Annotated in this window: 14 protein-coding genes; 8 read left to right on the top strand and 6 right to left on the bottom strand. The window is 70.2% G+C overall.

What is annotated here, in order from left to right:
• Positions 1-28: 28 nt before the first annotated feature.
• Together HC362_RS26275 and HC362_RS26270 are read left to right on the top strand one after the other, a co-directional pair.
• On the top strand, positions 29-1,072 hold the full coding sequence (locus tag HC362_RS26275) for a COX15/CtaA family protein (protein ID WP_243086616.1): 1,044 nt from the start codon (positions 29-31) through the stop codon (positions 1,070-1,072).
• A gap of 10 nt (positions 1,073-1,082) precedes the next feature.
• Positions 1,083-1,403 (top strand): hypothetical protein, encoded by a 321-nt coding sequence (locus tag HC362_RS26270; RefSeq protein ID WP_243086615.1) that lies wholly within the window; start codon positions 1,083-1,085, stop codon positions 1,401-1,403.
• Between the two features lie 262 nt (positions 1,404-1,665).
• Here the strand turns inward: HC362_RS26270 and HC362_RS26265 are convergent, their stop codons facing one another.
• The gene (locus HC362_RS26265) at positions 1,666-2,625 is read right to left on the bottom strand and encodes a heme o synthase (RefSeq protein ID WP_229376644.1); all 960 of its coding nucleotides are present in this window, start codon (positions 2,623-2,625) and stop codon (positions 1,666-1,668) included.
• 468 nt (positions 2,626-3,093) lie between these two features.
• Between HC362_RS26265 and tkt the strand changes: the two genes are divergently transcribed.
• From tkt to pgl, 5 genes are all read left to right on the top strand, one after another.
• Positions 3,094-5,169: a transketolase gene (gene tkt, locus HC362_RS26260; RefSeq protein ID WP_243086614.1), complete on the top strand. Its 2,076-nt coding sequence runs from the start codon at positions 3,094-3,096 to the stop codon at positions 5,167-5,169.
• An 88-nt stretch (positions 5,170-5,257) separates the two neighbouring features.
• Entirely contained in the window at positions 5,258-6,376 is a 1,119-nt protein-coding gene (tal, locus tag HC362_RS26255; protein WP_243086613.1) for a transaldolase, read from the top strand.
• 5 nt (positions 6,377-6,381) lie between these two features.
• Entirely contained in the window at positions 6,382-7,917 is a 1,536-nt protein-coding gene (zwf, locus tag HC362_RS26250) for a glucose-6-phosphate dehydrogenase (protein ID WP_243086612.1), read from the top strand.
• A complete protein-coding gene (opcA, locus tag HC362_RS26245; protein WP_243086611.1) occupies positions 7,914-9,077 on the top strand; it encodes a glucose-6-phosphate dehydrogenase assembly protein OpcA in 1,164 nt (387 codons plus the stop codon). The genes zwf and opcA overlap by 4 nt, the downstream gene beginning before the upstream one ends.
• The gene (gene pgl, locus HC362_RS26240) at positions 9,074-9,841 is read left to right on the top strand and encodes a 6-phosphogluconolactonase (RefSeq protein WP_243086610.1); all 768 of its coding nucleotides are present in this window, start codon (positions 9,074-9,076) and stop codon (positions 9,839-9,841) included. Before opcA ends, pgl begins: the two co-directional genes overlap by 4 nt.
• 132 nt (positions 9,842-9,973) lie before the next feature.
• Here pgl and pgi read toward each other — a convergent pair whose 3' ends face one another.
• Positions 9,974-11,626, bottom strand: a complete 1,653-nt coding sequence (pgi, locus tag HC362_RS26235) for a glucose-6-phosphate isomerase (RefSeq protein ID WP_243086609.1) — start codon at positions 11,624-11,626, stop codon at positions 9,974-9,976.
• 332 nt (positions 11,627-11,958) lie between these two features.
• Between pgi and HC362_RS26230 the strand changes: the two genes are divergently transcribed.
• Positions 11,959-12,480 carry a hypothetical protein gene (locus HC362_RS26230; protein WP_243086608.1) on the top strand — a complete coding sequence of 174 codons (522 nt, stop codon included), beginning with the start codon at positions 11,959-11,961 and terminating at the stop codon, positions 12,478-12,480.
• Positions 12,481-12,517: 37 nt separating this feature from the next.
• Here the strand turns inward: HC362_RS26230 and HC362_RS26225 are convergent, their stop codons facing one another.
• The 4 genes from HC362_RS26225 to HC362_RS26210 form a co-directional block, all read right to left on the bottom strand.
• Positions 12,518-12,853, bottom strand: coding sequence for an RNA polymerase-binding protein RbpA (locus HC362_RS26225; RefSeq protein ID WP_162465822.1), 336 nt, complete (start codon positions 12,851-12,853; stop codon positions 12,518-12,520).
• A gap of 196 nt (positions 12,854-13,049) precedes the next feature.
• Positions 13,050-13,283, bottom strand: a complete 234-nt coding sequence (gene secG / locus HC362_RS26220) for a preprotein translocase subunit SecG (protein ID WP_209267090.1) — start codon at positions 13,281-13,283, stop codon at positions 13,050-13,052.
• 147 nt (positions 13,284-13,430) lie between these two features.
• Complete coding sequence (tpiA, locus tag HC362_RS26215; protein WP_243086607.1) at positions 13,431-14,207, bottom strand: triose-phosphate isomerase; 777 nt, start codon at positions 14,205-14,207, stop codon at positions 13,431-13,433.
• A gap of 96 nt (positions 14,208-14,303) precedes the next feature.
• Positions 14,304-15,515, bottom strand: coding sequence for a phosphoglycerate kinase (locus tag HC362_RS26210; protein ID WP_243086606.1), 1,212 nt, complete (start codon positions 15,513-15,515; stop codon positions 14,304-14,306).
• Positions 15,516-15,534: the final 19 nt, after the last annotated feature.

The raw sequence follows: 15,534 nt of genomic DNA, 5'->3' as shown, positions 1-15,534 counted from the left end.
GACCCCTTCTCGGCGGGGACCCTCGTGAATGCGCGCACAAGCGGCGCCCTACCATGGCTCCGTGCCGAAACTGCTCGAACTCGTACGTAACCCCATCGCGTACATCGCCGCGCGCTGGACGCCCTCGCACCGCACCGTCGAGCGAGCGGCTCTCCTCTCGCTGCTGATGAGCATCGTCATCGTGGTCACCGGCGGTGCCGTGCGGCTGACCGGCTCGGGACTGGGCTGCGACACCTGGCCCAAGTGCAGCGCGGACAGCCTCACCGCCACCTCGGCGATGGGATTCCACGGTGCCATCGAGTTCGGCAACCGGATGATGACCTGGGTCGTCTCGGCCGCGGTCGGCTGGACGATCATCGTCGTACGGGCGGCCAAGCCGGCGCGCAGGGGGCTGAGCAGGCTCGCCTGGTCGCAGTTCTGGGTGGTGATGAGCAACGGCGTCGTGGGCGGCATCACCGTATGGGTGAAGCTCAACCCGTTCGTCGTCGCCGGGCACTTCCTGGCCGCGACCGCGCTGCTGACCGTCACCACTCTCACCTGGCTGCGCGCCCGGGAGGGTGACGACCCGCCCCGTCCGCTGGTGGGCAAGCCCGTCAAGAAGCTCACCTGGGTGCTGACCTTCTTCGCGGCCTGCCTCATCGTGGCGGGCACCGTGGTGACCGGCGCGGGGCCGCACGCCGGCGACAGCAGCAAGGTCGACCGGATGCCGGTCTCCGTGCAGCTGGCGACACAGACGCACGCCGCCTTCGCCTGGATCGTGGTGGCCCTGACGGTCGTGCTCTACGCGGGCCTGCGCGTGATGGACGCGCCCATGGGGCCCCGGCGCACCGCGCGCAATCTGATCCTGGTCCTGCTCGGGCAGGGCGTGCTCGGCTATGTGCAGTACGTCACCGATCTGCCCGAGCTGCTGGTCGGCCTGCATCTGCTGGGCTCGACGCTGGTGTGGATCGGCGTCCTGCGGGTGCTGCTCTCCACCCGGGAGCGCGGTCTCCCGGCGGTGGCCGAGGAGACCGGTCCTGCCGCCGAGCCCTCCGCCGCCACCCCTCTCGCCGGTTTGGCTACCCGCGGGTAGCATCTGCCGTATGGCAGCAGACAGCAGCAAGCGGGCGGCGCGGCTCGCCCAGCGGATCGGTGCGTTCACGCGGCGCCACGGCGGGAGCGCCGAGGCGCAGATCGCGTACGTGGGTCAGGTCGGTTTCCGTATCTCCCTCGTCGGCGCGGACGGCACCTGGGGCGACCAGATGGCGCCTACGAAGGAGATCGCCGAGGAGGCGGTGCGGGCCTGCCCGGACGTCACGCTCAAGGAGAGCTTCGACGGAGAGATGGCCGAGCACATGCGGACCGGGCCATACGAGTGGTCCCGTATGGCCGGCTCACAGCTGGGCGGCCCGGCGAACCGGTAGCTGCGCCCGGCCCGCGCGACGGCGGTCAGCCGCATCACACCTGACCGGCGGTGCCGAACCGGCCCAACCGACGGTTGTACGGCACCGCCGGACACGCCGGTGGGGGTGCGCCGCCGCTGCGGCGGGAAGAGGTGGCCCCGGTGCTGGAAGAGGTGGCCCCGGCGGAGAGAAGTGGCCCCACCGGCGAAGAGAAGCCCCTCCCGGCGTCGGGAGGGGCTTACTCGTGTGCGGCCCAAAGCGGAGCGCAGCGCTCAGCGCAGCTTCAGCGAAGGAAGGGGTCGATGGCCACCGCTGCGAAGACCAGGGAGACGTAGGTGATCGACCAGTGGAAGAGCCGCATCTCCTTGAGCTTGGCGCCCGTGAGGCCGGCGCGGGCGCGAGCCCGCAGCGCGTGCGCCTCCCACAGCCACAGTCCGCCCGAGAGCGTCGCGACCAGCGGGTAGAACCAGCCGACGTACCCCAGCGGCCACAGCAGCAGGGAGACGAGGACCATCACCCAGCTGTAGATCACGATCTGGTTGGCGACCACGACGTTTCCGGCGACGGCCGGGAGCATCGGAACGCCGACCCGCTTGTAGTCCTCGGTGACCTTCATGGACAGCGGCCAGTAGTGCGGCGGCGTCCAGAAGAACATCACCAGGAAGAGGATGACGGCGGCCCAGCTCACCTCGTTGGTCACCGCCGACCAGCCGATGAAGACGGGCAGGCAGCCGGCGATGCCGCCCCACACGATGTTCTGCGAGGTGCGCCGCTTCAGGAGCATCGTGTAGACGACGACGTAGAAGAGGACAGCACCCAACGACAGCGCCGCGGACAGCCAGTTGACCAGCAGTCCGAACATCAGAGTGGAGACCACCGCGAGGCTGATCCCGAACACCAGGCACTCGGCCGGGCTGACCATTCCGGTCACGACGGGGCGCCGCTCGGTGCGGTGCATCAGCGCGTCGATGTCGCGGTCGATGTACATGTTCAGCGCGTTGGCGCCGCCCGCTGACAGATAGCCGCCGAGACAGGTGATCACCACGAGCCAGAGGTCGGGGACGCCCTGAGCCGCCAGGAACATGACCGGGACGGTGGTCATCAGGAGCAGCTCGATGATCCGCGGCTTGGTCAGCTCGATGAACGCCTTCACGCGGGCACCGAGCGGCCGGTGACCGCTGGGCTCCAGCGTCCCCGCAGGACGGGATTCGACGGCCGTCACGGACACCTCTGATCGCCTCATAAGGAACCAGCGAACCCGCACGGGCGCACGGAAGGAAAAGGGTGCATGCCCGGGTCAAGCTCGCGCGTACCACGCCACTTTAGACGTTGGCGATACCTCGCCAGTCATGGGGGGTCACCGTGTTGGCTCCGGCGGCGCGGGCCGGGCCTGTGGCCGGTCCCCGAGGTGCCGTGGGCAGGTCCAGGGGGAATCGGGCCGTGTTCGACGGGCGAATCAGGGGAACAGACGTCAGCCTGGGAGTGGTGCACCGGCGCCGCCCGGCAGAAATCGATGGGAATAGCAACTATGTCTTTCGCGTTCCTGTGGTCGGTGGCGGCGACGCGGGGGGTGACCAGCGAGTGACGACGCCCGACGACCACAGAGTGAACTGTCGAAAAGTCGCACGTCCCGGCAGAGGTACGCTCGACACCGCCCGGTGAGCGCACACACACCGGCCATCGAACATGTGGAGAGGAGCCCTGACGCAGGGTGAGCACCAAGCCGACCACCACAGACCTTGAGTGGACCGACCTGGACCAGCAGGCCGTGGACACGGTTCGAGTCCTGGCCATGGATTCCGTGCAGAAGGTCGGTAACGGCCATCCCGGTACGGCCATGAGCCTGGCGCCCGTCGCGTACCTGCTCTACCAGAAGCTGATGCGCCACGACCCGACCGACCCGGACTGGACGGGCCGCGACCGCTTCGTCCTCTCCGCAGGGCACTCGAGCCTGACCCAGTACATCCAGCTCTTCCTGGCCGGGTACGGCCTGGAGCTGGACGACCTCAAGGCGTTCCGCACCTGGGGCAGCCGCACCCCCGGCCACCCGGAGCACGGGCACACGGCGGGCGTCGAGACGACGACCGGACCGCTGGGCCAGGGTGTCGCCAACGCCGTCGGGATGGCGATGGCCGCGCGCTACGAGCGCGGGCTGTTCGACCCCGAAGCGCCCGAGGGCGAGTCCCCGTTCGACCACACCGTCTGGGTCATCGCCAGCGACGGCGACCTGGAGGAGGGCATCTCGGCGGAGGCGTCCTCGCTCGCGGGCCACCAGAAGCTCGGCAACCTGATCGTGCTGTGGGACGACAACCACATCTCCATCGAGGGCGACACGGCCACCGCGTTCTCCGAGGACACCCTCAAGCGGTACGAGGCATACGGCTGGCACGTCCAGCGCGTCGCCCAGCAGGAGGACGGCGACCTCGACCCCAAGGCGCTGTACCGGGCGCTCAAGGCGGCGCAGGCCGAGACCGAGCGCCCCTCTTTCATCGCGATGAGCTCCATCATCGCCTGGCCGGCCCCGAACGCGCAGAACACCGAGGCGGCGCACGGCTCGGCGCTCGGCGAGGAAGAGGTCGCGGCCACCAAGCGGGTGCTGGGCTTCGACCCGGACAAGCACTTCCACATCGCCGACGAGGTCCTCGCACACGTCCGCAAGGCCAGCGACCGGGGCCGCGCCATGCAGGCCGAGTGGGAGAAGCGGATGGCCGTCTGGCGCTCCGCCAACCCGGAGCGCGCGGCCGAGTTCGACCGGATCAGGGAAGGCCGGCTGCCCGAGGGCTGGGAGAAGGCGCTGCCCGTCTTCCCCGCGGGCGAGTCGGTGGCCACCCGTAAGGCGTCCGGAAGCGTGCTCAAGGCGCTGGGCCCGGTCATCCCCGAGCTGTGGGGCGGCTCCGCCGACCTCGCGGGCTCTAACAACACCACGTTCGCCAAGTCCTCGTTCCTGCCGGAGGACAACCCGCTGCCGGGTGCCGACCGCTACGGGCGTACGGTGCACTGGGGCATCCGCGAGCACGCGATGGGTTCGACGATGAACGGCATCGCGCTGCACGGCAACACGCGGGTCTACGGCGGAACGTTCCTGGTCTTCTCCGACTACATGCGCCCGGCCGTCCGGCTCGCCGCGCTGATGAAGGCGCCGGTCACCTACGTGTGGACGCACGACTCCATCGGCCTGGGCGAGGACGGTCCGACGCACCAGCCGGTCGAGCACCTGACCGCGCTGCGCACCATCCCCGGCCTCAACGTCGTCCGCCCGGCGGACGCCAACGAGACCTCGGAGGCCTGGGCGGAGATCATGCGACGGCACGGCAGCAAGCCGGCGCCGCACGGCCTCGCGCTGACCCGGCAGGGCGTGCCGACCTACGAGGCCAACCCGGCCGCGGCCAAGGGCGGTTACGTGCTGTTCGAGGCCGAGGGCGGGCACCCGCAGGTGATCCTGATCGGTACCGGTTCCGAGGTGCAGCTCGCCGTCGAGGCGCGCGAGCGGCTCCAGGAGCAGGGCGTGCCGACCCGGGTCGTCTCGATGCCGTGCCTGGAGTGGTTCGAGGAGCAGGAGCAGTCCTACCGCGACAGCGTGCTGCCGCCGGACATCAAGGCGCGCGTCGCCGTCGAGGCGGGCGTGGGTCTGACCTGGCACCGGTACATGGGCGAGGCGGGCCGGATCGTGTCGCTGGAGCACTTCGGTGCCTCGGCCGACGGCAAGGTCCTCTTCCGGGAGTTCGGTCTCACCGCCGAGGCCGTGCACCTGGCTGCCAAGGAGTCGCTGCAGGCGGCTTCCCGCTGACAGCCCGAGGGCGCCGGGCGGCACCGCTAAGGCCGCCCGGCGCGCCCCGACAAACTCAAAGCCAACAAGCACAGGAGATGCGAATCCCATGACAGACGCACTGAAGCGCCTCTCCGACGAAGGCGTCGCGATCTGGCTGGACGACCTGTCGCGCAAGCGCATCACGTCGGGCAACCTCGGCGAGCTGATGGACGAGCAGCACGTGGTCGGCGTGACGACGAATCCGACCATCTTCCAGAAGGCGATCTCGGCGGGCGACGGCTACCAGCAGCAGGTCTCCGACCTGGCGGCCCGCCGGGTCTCGGTGGAAGAGGCCGTCCGCATGATCACCACGGCCGACGTGCGGGACGCCGCCGACATCCTGCGCCCGGTCCACGACGCGACCGGCGGCAAGGACGGCCGGGTCTCCATCGAGGTCGACCCGCGCCTGGCGCACAACACCAAGGCCACCGTCGCCGAGGCCCGGCAGCTGGCCTGGCTGGTCGACCGGCCCAACACCTTCATCAAGATCCCGGCCACCGAGGCGGGTCTGCCCGCGATCACCGAGACGATCGGCAAGGGCATCAGCGTCAACGTCACGCTGATCTTCTCGCTGGAGCGGTACCGCGCGGTGATGGACGCCTACATGGCGGGCCTGGAGAAGGCCAAGGGCCTGGGCATGGATCTGTCGCAGATCCACTCCGTGGCCTCCTTCTTCGTCTCGCGCGTCGACACCGAGTTCGACAAGCGGCTCGCGGCGCTGGGCACCGACGAGGCCAAGGCGCTCAAGAGCAAGGCGGCCATCGCCAACGCGCGCCTCGCCTACCAGGCGTACGAGGAGGTCGTCGCCTCCGACCGCTGGCAGGCCCTGGAGAAGGCCGGCGCCAACCAGCAGCGCCCGCTGTGGGCCTCGACCGGTGTGAAGGACCCGGAGCTGCCCGACACGCTGTACGTCACCGAGCTGGTGGCACCCAACACGGTCAACACCATGCCGGAGGCCACACTCCAGGCGGTCGGCGACCACGGCGAGATCACGGGTGACGCGGTGCGCGGCACCTACGGGGAAGCCAAGGCCGTCCTGGACAGCATCGCCGAGCTCGGCATCTCCTACGACGACGTCGTCAAGGTGCTGGAGGACGAGGGCGTGAGCAAGTTCGAGGACTCCTGGAACGACCTGCTCAAGTCCACCGAGGCCGAGCTTCAGCGCCTTGCCCCGAAGGAGGCGTAACGCAATTGAGCAGCGCGAGCGGCACAGCCAACCCGCTGCGTGACGCCCAGGACCGACGGCTCCCGCGCATCGCGGGGCCGTCGGGCCTGGTGATCTTCGGCGTCACGGGCGATTTGTCACGGAAAAAGCTGATGCCTGCGGTGTACGACCTCGCCAACCGCGGGCTCCTGCCCCCGGGCTTCTCCCTCGTCGGCTTCGCCCGGCGCGACTGGGAGGACGAGGACTTCGCCCAGGTCGTACACGACGCGGTCAAGGAACACTCCCGCACCCCCTTCCGCGAGGAGGTCTGGCAGCAGCTCGCCCAGGGCATGCGCTTCGTCTCCGGCGAGTTCCACGACGACGACGCCTTCGAGACGCTCCGGACCACCATCGAGGAGCTGGACAAGTCCCGGGGCACCGGCGGCAACTTCGCGTTCTACCTCTCGGTGCCGCCCAAGTTCTTCCCCACCGTCGTCTCCCAGCTCAAGAAGCACGGCCTGTCCGACGGGGGAGCCGACTCCTGGCGGCGCGCCGTCATCGAGAAGCCGTTCGGCCACGACCTGAAGTCGGCACAGGAGCTGAACGCCGTCATCCACGAGGTGTTCCGGGCCAGCGAGGTCTTCCGGATCGACCACTACCTCGGCAAGGAGACGGTCCAGAACATCCTGGCCTTGCGCTTCGCCAACACGCTGTTCGAACCGCTGTGGAACCGCAGCTACGTCGACCACGTGCAGATCACCATGGCCGAGGACATCGGCATCGGCGGCCGGGCCGGCTACTACGACGGCATCGGCTCCGCGCGCGACGTCATCCAGAACCACCTGCTGCAGCTGCTCGCCCTGACCGCCATGGAGGAGCCCACCTCCTTCGACGCCAAGGCGCTGCTGACCGAGAAGCTGAAGGTCCTCAACTCCGTACGGCTGCCGAAGGACCTGGGCAAGTACACGGTGCGCGGCCAGTACGCGGAAGGCTGGCAGGGCGGCGAGAAGGTGCCCGGCTATCTGGACGAGGAGGGCATCGACCCCAACTCCAAGACCGACACCTACGCCGCGATAAAGCTGGAGATCGACAACCGGCGCTGGGCAGGCGTGCCCTTCTATCTGCGCACCGGCAAGCGGCTGGGCCGCCGCGTCACCGAGATCGCGGTGATGTTCCAGCGCGCCCCGCACTCCCCCTTCGATGCCACCGACACCCAGGAGCTGGGCAAGAACGCGCTGGTCATCCGCGTCCAGCCGGACGAGGGTGTCACCATCAGGTTCGGTTCGAAGGTGCCCGGCACCCAGATGGAGATCCGGGACGTGACCATGGACTTCGCCTACGGCGAGTCCTTCACCGAGTCCAGCCCCGAGGCGTACGAACGCCTCATCCTGGACGTCCTGCTGGGCGACGCGAACCTCTTCCCCCGGCACCAGGAGGTCGAACGCTCCTGGGAGATCCTCGACCCCGTCGAGGAGTTCTGGGAGACACACGGCAAGCCCGAGCAGTACCCCGCCGGCACCTGGGGACCCCAGGCAGCCGACGAGATGCTCGCACGCGACGGACGGATTTGGCGGCGGCCATGAACATCGATCTGACGGACACCACGTCCAGCCGCATCAACGCCGAACTGGTCAAGGCGCGCCGCTCCCTCGGCTCGCCTGCCATGGGCATGGTGCTGACCCTGGTCATCGTCACCGACGAAGGCAACCACTACGACTCGCTCAAGGCCGCCAGCGGCGCCTCCAAGGAGCACCCGTCCCGGATTCTCGTCGTCGTACGGCGCCCCGGCCGCTCCCCCCGCGACCGGGCGCAGCACCGGCTCGACGCGGAAGTGCGGGTCGGCAGCGACGTGGGCGAGGCGGGCTCCGGCGAAACGGTCATCCTGCGGCTGCACGGCGAACTCGCCTCGCACGCGCACAGCGTCGTGCTGCCGCTGCTGCTGCCGGACGCGCCGGTGGTCGTGTGGTGGCCCGAGGACGCGCCAGTGAACCCCTCCGAGGACCCGCTGGGCAAGCTGGCCCAACGGCGCATCACCGACGCCTCCTGCACGGAGGACCCGGTCGGTGCGCTCGGCCTGCGGGCCAGCACCTATGCGCCCGGCGACACCGACCTGGCGTGGACCCGCGTCACCCCCTGGCGGAGCATGCTCGCCGCCTCGCTGGACCAGAAGCACGCCACGGTCAACTCGGCGGTCGTCGAGGGCGAGGAGTACAACCCCTCCAGCGAGCTGCTCGCCCTCTGGCTCGCCGAGCGGCTGCGGGTCCCCGTCGAGCGCCGGATCTCCGAGGGCCCCGGCATCACCGGGGTGCGGCTGGAGACCGCCGACGGCCAGATCTGCCTCGACCGCGCCAACGGCTCCCTGGCCGAACTCGCCGTCCCCGGCCAGCCCGACCGGCACGTCGCCCTCCAGCGGCGCAGCACGGCCGAGCTGCTCGCCGAGGAGCTGCGGCGGCTCGACCCCGACGAGGCGTACGCCGAAGCCATCAGCTTCGGCATGAACAGGATCTCAGGGCCCGACCCGGCACACCCGACTCCGTCCGCACCGGCCCCGGCACCGGGTCCGGCCGAGGCCCCGGGTGACGCCTCCGCCTCCGGCGGGGCGGCCGGGGACCAGCAGCCTGCCCCCGCGGAGCCGACCGGGGACGCCGCTGCCGAGCCGAGCGGGGAGTCCGCGGCCAAGCCCCCGGCGGTCAAGAGCAGGTCCCGCTCCAAGGCGGCGAGTTCGAAGAAGGCCGCGAAGTGAGCGCCGCGCGCGAGGTGCTGGTGCACCCCGGCAAGGACGCGCTCGCGCAGGCCGCAGCGGACCGGCTGACCGCGCGGCTGAGCGACGCACAGGCCGCGCGGGGCACCGCGTCCGTCGTCCTGACCGGGGGCCGCAACGGCAACGCGCTGCTGGCCGCGCTCGCCGCCTCGCCCGAGGCGCGGGAGCGCATCGACTGGTCGCGGCTGGACGTGTGGTGGGGCGACGAGCGGTTCCTCCCCGAGGGTGACCCCGAGCGGAATCACACCCAGGCCCATGAGGCCCTGCTGGACGCGGTACCGCTGGACCCCGCGCGGGTGCACGCGATGCCGCCGTCCGACGGGCGCTACGCGGGCGATGCGGAGGCCGCCGCCGAGGCGTACGCGACGGAGCTGGCCGCGGCGGGCGGGGACCCTGCCGTGCGGGTCCCGTCCTTCGATGTGCTGCTCCTGGGCGTCGGCCCGGACACCCATGTGGCGTCCCTCTTCCCTGAGCATCCCGCGCTGCGGGAGACCGAGCGGACGGTCGTCGGCGTCCATGGGGCGCCCAAGCCGCCGCCCGTCCGGTTGACGCTCACGCTGCCGGCAATTCGCGCGGCTGAGGAGGTGTGGCTGCTCGCGGCGGGTGAGGACAAGGCCGACGCGGTCGCCTTGGCCCTCTCGGGGCCCGGCGAGCTCCAGGCTCCGGCCGCCGCCGCGTACGGGCGCTCCCGCACCCTGTGGTTCCTCGACGAGGCGGCGGCCTCCCGGTTGCCGGCCGACGCCTGACCGGGCTCCCGCTCGGGTGCCCCGCGCCGGGGGCTGCTGAGGGGCTGCCCCTTGCTCAGCGATGCAGACTGCGGGCAGACGCTGGTTGCGCGCGCAGTTCCCCCGCGCCCCTGACGGGGCGCGGGGTCACTGCTATGCGCGCCCGCGCAGCGAGCGGTAGCGGGTGACCAGGGCTTCCGTGGAAGCGTCCAGGCCCGAAACACGCGCTCCCTCGGTAAGGGCCGGCTCCAGGCGCTTGGCGAGGACCTTGCCGAGCTCGACGCCCCACTGGTCGAAGGAGTCGATGTTCCAGATGGCGCCCTGGACGAACACCTTGTGCTCGTAGAGGGCGACGAGCTGCCCGAGCACCGAGGGGGTCAGCGCGGAGGCCAGGATGGTGGTCGTGGGCCGGTTGCCGGGGAACGTACGGTGCGGCACCTGGGCCTCGGGGACGCCCTCGGCCCGCACCTCCTCCGCCGTCTTGCCGAAGGCGAGGGCCTGGCCCTGCGCGAAGAGGTTCGCCATCAGCAGGTCGTGCTGGTCCCGCAGATCACCGAGCTCGGCGATGGGGTCGGCGAAGCCGAGCAGGTCGGCGGGGATCATCTTGGTGCCCTGGTGCAGCAGTTGGTAGTACGCGTGCTGACCGTTGGTGCCGGGGGTGCCCCAGACGACCGGTCCCGTCTGCCAGTTGACGGGCCCGCCCTCGCGGGTGGTCGACTTGCCGTTGGACTCCATGTCCAACTGCTGCAGATACGCGGTGAACTGGGACAGGTAGTGGCTGTAGGGCAGCACGGCGTGCGACTGGGCGTCGTGGAAGTTGCCGTACCAGATACCAAGCAGGCCCAGCAGCAGCGGCGCGTTGGACTCGAAGGGCGCGCTGCGGAAGTGCTCGTCCATGAGGTGGAAGCCGGCCAGCATGTCGCCGAAGCACTCGGGGCCGATGGCCACCATCAGGGCGAGCCCGATGGCCGAGTCGTAGGAGTAGCGGCCGCCGACCCAGTCCCAGAACTCGAACATGTTGTCGGTGTTGATACCGAACTCGGCGACCTTCTCGGCGTTGGTCGAGACGGCCACGAAGTGCTTGGCGACGGCGGCTTCTTCGCCGCCCAGGCCCGCCAGCAGCCAGGCGCGCGCCGCCTTGGCGTTGGTGATGGTCTCGATGGTGGTGAAGGTCTTGGAGGCGACGATGAACAGCGTCTCGGCCGGGTCCAGATCGCGGAGCGCCTCGTGCAGGTCCGCGCCGTCCACATTGGAGACGAAGCGGAAGGTCATGTCCCGGCGGGTGTACGGGCGCAGCGCCTCGTAGGCCATCTTCGGGCCGAGGTCGGAGCCGCCGATACCGATGTTGACGATGTTCTTGATGCGCTCGCCGGTGTGCCCGCGCCAGTGGGCCTCCCGGATCCGGTTGGCGAAGGTTCCCATCCTGATGAGGACTTGGTGCACCTTGCGCATCACGTTCTCGCCGTCCACCCGGACGGTCGCCGACTCCGGCGTGCGCAGCGCGGTGTGCAGGACGGCGCGGTCCTCGGTGACGTTGATCTTCTCCCCGGCGAACATCGCCTCCCGCAGCCGGGCGACACCGGCCGCCTCGGCGAGCTGCCGCAGCAGCCGCAGTGTCTCGTCGGTGACCAGATTCTTCGAGTAGTCGATGTGGAGGTCACCGACCCGGACGGTGTAGCGCTCGGCGCGCTCCGGGTCGTCCTCGAACAGCCGCCGCAGGTGCGTGAGGCCGAACTCGTCGCGGTGCTTTGCCAGCTCCTGCCACTCGGGCATCTGGTCGAGCCGGGTGCGGCCTTCAGCGTTCATCAGCGAAACCAGCCCATTCCTCTCGTAACGAACCCCGCCGATCTCCAACCTAGACGATGGACGCCTCGGCCACGCACCGCCCCTCGGTGCGCTGCCCGACCGACCGTCATTCGGTGTCACGTCGACGCCGATCCGGTGGGGCTTCTCCGGGCTCCGGCTCGGCGTCGGCCGTTGCGTACAGTGCCTCCCGCGTACGGAACACGCCCGACTCGACGGGGGACACAGTGAGCGAGCAGTCGACAGAACCGTCCGGCCGAGCGGATGCACACGGGCCTCCCGCCCCTGGCGCCGCCATCGGCCCGAACCGGCGCCGGAGGGCGGGAGTCAGCGCGGTGTTCGCCGTGCTGGCGCTGGTGGCAGGCGTCGTGATGCTGAAGACCGACTATCTGGATGCCCGGTCCGTCCTCGACGACGGCCGTCCCGGCGTCTTCACCCTGGACCGGTGCGAACGCGCCGGAGGCTCCGGCACCGGCCCCAGCACCTTCTGCTACGGCGACTTCCGCTCCCGCGACGGGAAGGTGGAACTGGAGCACCTGCGGCTGCCCGAGGAGCACGACGCAGCCGGCATGAAGCCTGGTGAGACCTTCCCGGCACACGCCGTGGAGCACGAGTCCGGCCCGGATGAAGTGATCCGCTCCGACGACAAGGGGCGCGCCGACCTGACCGCGCGGGCGGTCGGTGCGTCGGGCATGGTCCTGCTCGGGTTCATGCTGGTCGGTTTCGCGGTGCGCGCCACCCTGGAAGCCGGCAGCAAGCGGCACTCCCGGCTCGGAGCCTGGTGCGGCTTCGGGACCGTCGTGTCGCTGCTGCTGTGGTTCATCGGACGGGGTACCGGCGGCGGCTTCTGGGCCTGATGCCGGGTGCTGGTCTGCCGGGCCGCGGCCCACTCGACTAGATCTCGCCCCTGAGCTTGGCGAGCGCCTCGGCGAGGATGGCCTCGCCGTCCGCGTCGCTGCGCCGCTCCCGCACATAGGCGAGGTGAGTCTTGTACGGCTCGGTGCGCGGAGGGTCCGGGGGGTTGTCCCGGTCCTTGCCCGCGGGGAAGCCACAGCGCGGACAGTCCCAGGTCTCCGGGATCTGCGCGTCACTGGCGAAGCTCGGCTGGGTCTCGTGCCCGTTGGAGCACCAGAAGGAGATGCGGAGGCGGGGCGCGGACTCGCCTCGCTCGGCCTCCCCCATCGGCCCCGCTCCGACCCGGCTGCCCCGGATCGCGTTGCCACTTGCCACGGTCGTAACTCCCTGCCTCACGGTGCCACGGAGCGTAGGCACTGCGCGCTCCGCTGAGGGCGCCCTAGTGTACGTAGGGCCCAACGCGCGCCCGGTGACCGGAGTTACTGCGTCGGTACCGGACGCGGACCCTCATGATAGGCAGGGGGTGCAACACTCTGTCAGCCGTTGTGCACGCGACAACCGTGCGAGTGTGTCACTTGAACTTCATCAGCAGGCCGAGCACGACGATGAGGGCGAACCACACCAGCCCGACAACGACCGTGATCCGGTCGAGGTTGCGCTCGGCGACCGACGAGCCGCCGACGGAGGACTGCATGCCGCCGCCGAACATGTCGGAGAGGCCGCCGCCCTTGCCCTTGTGCATCAGCACCAGCAGCAGCAGAAGCGCGCTGAAGACGATGAGGGCGATTGAGAACCCCATGACCACGGCTGGACCAACTCTCTCGGATCGTGGCTGGATACTTGACGTATGCGATTGCTTACGGGGCCGCGGCGCGAGCCCCGGCCCCGTAAGACTACGACGCGCGACAGTCGATCGTCACACGCCGCTACTGCTCACCGGTCGCGGCTGCGCTCACTGGTCACGGAAGCGGACGATCTTGACGAACTCGTCCGCGTCCAGCGAGGCACCGCCGACCAGCGCCCCGTCGATGTCGGGCTGCGCCATGATCTTGGCGACGTTCCCGGCCTTGACGGAGCCGCCGTACTGGATGCGGACCCGCTGCGCGGTCTCCTCGTCGTACAGCTCGGCCAGCCGGCCGCGGATCGCGCCGCAGACCTCCTGCGCGTCCTCCTCGCCGCAGACCTTGCCGGTGCCGATCGCCCACACCGGCTCGTAGGCGATGACCAGCTCGGCCACGGCCTCGGCGGGGACGCCCTCGAGGCCGCCGTCCACCTGGGCGAGAGTGTGGGCGACGTGGTTGCCCGCCTCGCGGACGGCCAGCTCCTCGCCGACGCACACGATCGGGGTCAGGCCGTGCTTGATCGCCGCCTTGACCTTGGCGTTGACGACCGGCTCGTCCTCGCCGTGGTACTGGCGGCGCTCCGAGTGGCCGATGGCGACGAAGGAGCAGTTGAGCTTCGCCAGCATCGCGCCGGAGATCTCACCCGTATAGGCACCGGAGTCGTGTGCCGAGACGTCCTGCGCCCCGTACTTGATCCGCAGCTTGTCGCCGTCGACCAGCGTCTGGACCGAGCGCAGGTCGGTGAAGGGCGGCAGGACCGCGACCTCCACGGCTTCGTAGTCCTTGTCCGTGAGCGCGAAGGCGAGCTTCTGGACGTGCGCGATGGCCTCGAGGTGGTTGAGGTTCATCTTCCAGTTGCCCGCCATCAGCGGGGTACGGGTAGCCATGCCCCTCCTTCCTTGTTCGCTTCTCCGCCCGCGCGGCGCAGTGCGAGTCTCGTAGTTGTCTGCGGCCCGGCAGCCGCGCGTGCGACGCTCACGGCGTCAATCCTCCAGTGCGGCCAGGCCGGGAAGCGTCTTGCCCTCGAGGTATTCGAGGCTGGCGCCACCGCCGGTCGAGATGTGTCCGAACGCGTTCTCGTCGAAGCCCAGCTGACGGACCGCGGCGGCGCTGTCGCCACCGCCCACGACCGTGAAGGCGGGAGAGTCGAGCAGACCCTGCGCGACGGCCTTGGTGCCCTCGGCGAAGTCCGGGTGCTCGAAGACGCCCATCGGACCGTTCCAGAAAACGGTGGCCGCATCCGCGAGCTTCGCGGCGTAGAGCTTACGGCTCTCCGGGCCGATGTCCAGGCCCTCCAGCTCGGCCGGGATGGCATCGGCCGCAACGGCCGTGGGGTTGGCGGGCGCCTTGGTCTTCAGGTCGGGGAACTCGGGGGCCGCCAGCACGTCCACCGGCAGCACGAACTCCACACCCAGCTCCTCGGCCCGCTCCAGGTAGCCCTTGACGGCCGGGAGCTGGTCCTCCTGGAGCAGCGACTTGCCGACCTCGTACCCCTTGGCCTTGAGGAAGGTGTAGGCCATGCCGCCGCCGATCAGCAGCCGGTCGGCCTTGCCCAGCAGGTGGTCGATGACGCCGAGCTTGTCGGAGACCTTGGCGCCGCCCAGGATCACGGCGTACGGCCGCTTGACGTCCTCGGTGAGCTTCTTCAGCACGCCGACCTCGGTGGCGATCAGATACCCGGCGGCGTGCGGGAGGCGCGCCGGGAGGTCGTAGACGGAGGCGTGCTTGCGGTGCACGGCGCCGAAGCCGTCGCTCACATAGGCGTCGGCGAGCGCGGCCAGCTCGTCGGCGAAGGCGCCCCGCTCGGCGTCGTCCTTGCTGGTCTCGCCGGCGTTGAAGCGGAGGTTCTCCAGCAGCGTGACCCCGCCGTCGGCGGTGTCGCCGACGGTGGCCTTCGCGCTGTCCCCCACGGTGTCGGTCGCGAACGCGACCGAGCTGCCGAGGAGTTCGCCGAGCCGCCGCGCCACGGGCGCGAGCGAGAACTGCGGGTCCGGGGCGCCCTTGGGGCGGCCCAGGTGGGAGGCCACGACCACCCGCGCGCCGCTGTCGGCGAGCTTCTTGATCGTGGGAACGGCGGCCCGGATGCGGCCGTCGTCGGTGATGGTGTCGCCGTCGAGCGGGACGTTGAGGTCGGCACGGACGAAGACCCGCTTGCCGGACACGCCCTCGCCGACGAGTTCGTCGATCGTCTTCATGGATGGCTCCTGTGGTGGG

Origin of the sequence: Streptomyces sp. 891-h (assembly GCF_022760275.1) — a bacterium.
Taxonomy (GTDB): Bacteria; Actinomycetota; Actinomycetes; order Streptomycetales; family Streptomycetaceae; genus Streptomyces; species Streptomyces spirodelae.
Note: the sequence above shows the minus strand (reverse complement) of the source record. Positions and strands in the feature narration are given on the sequence as shown.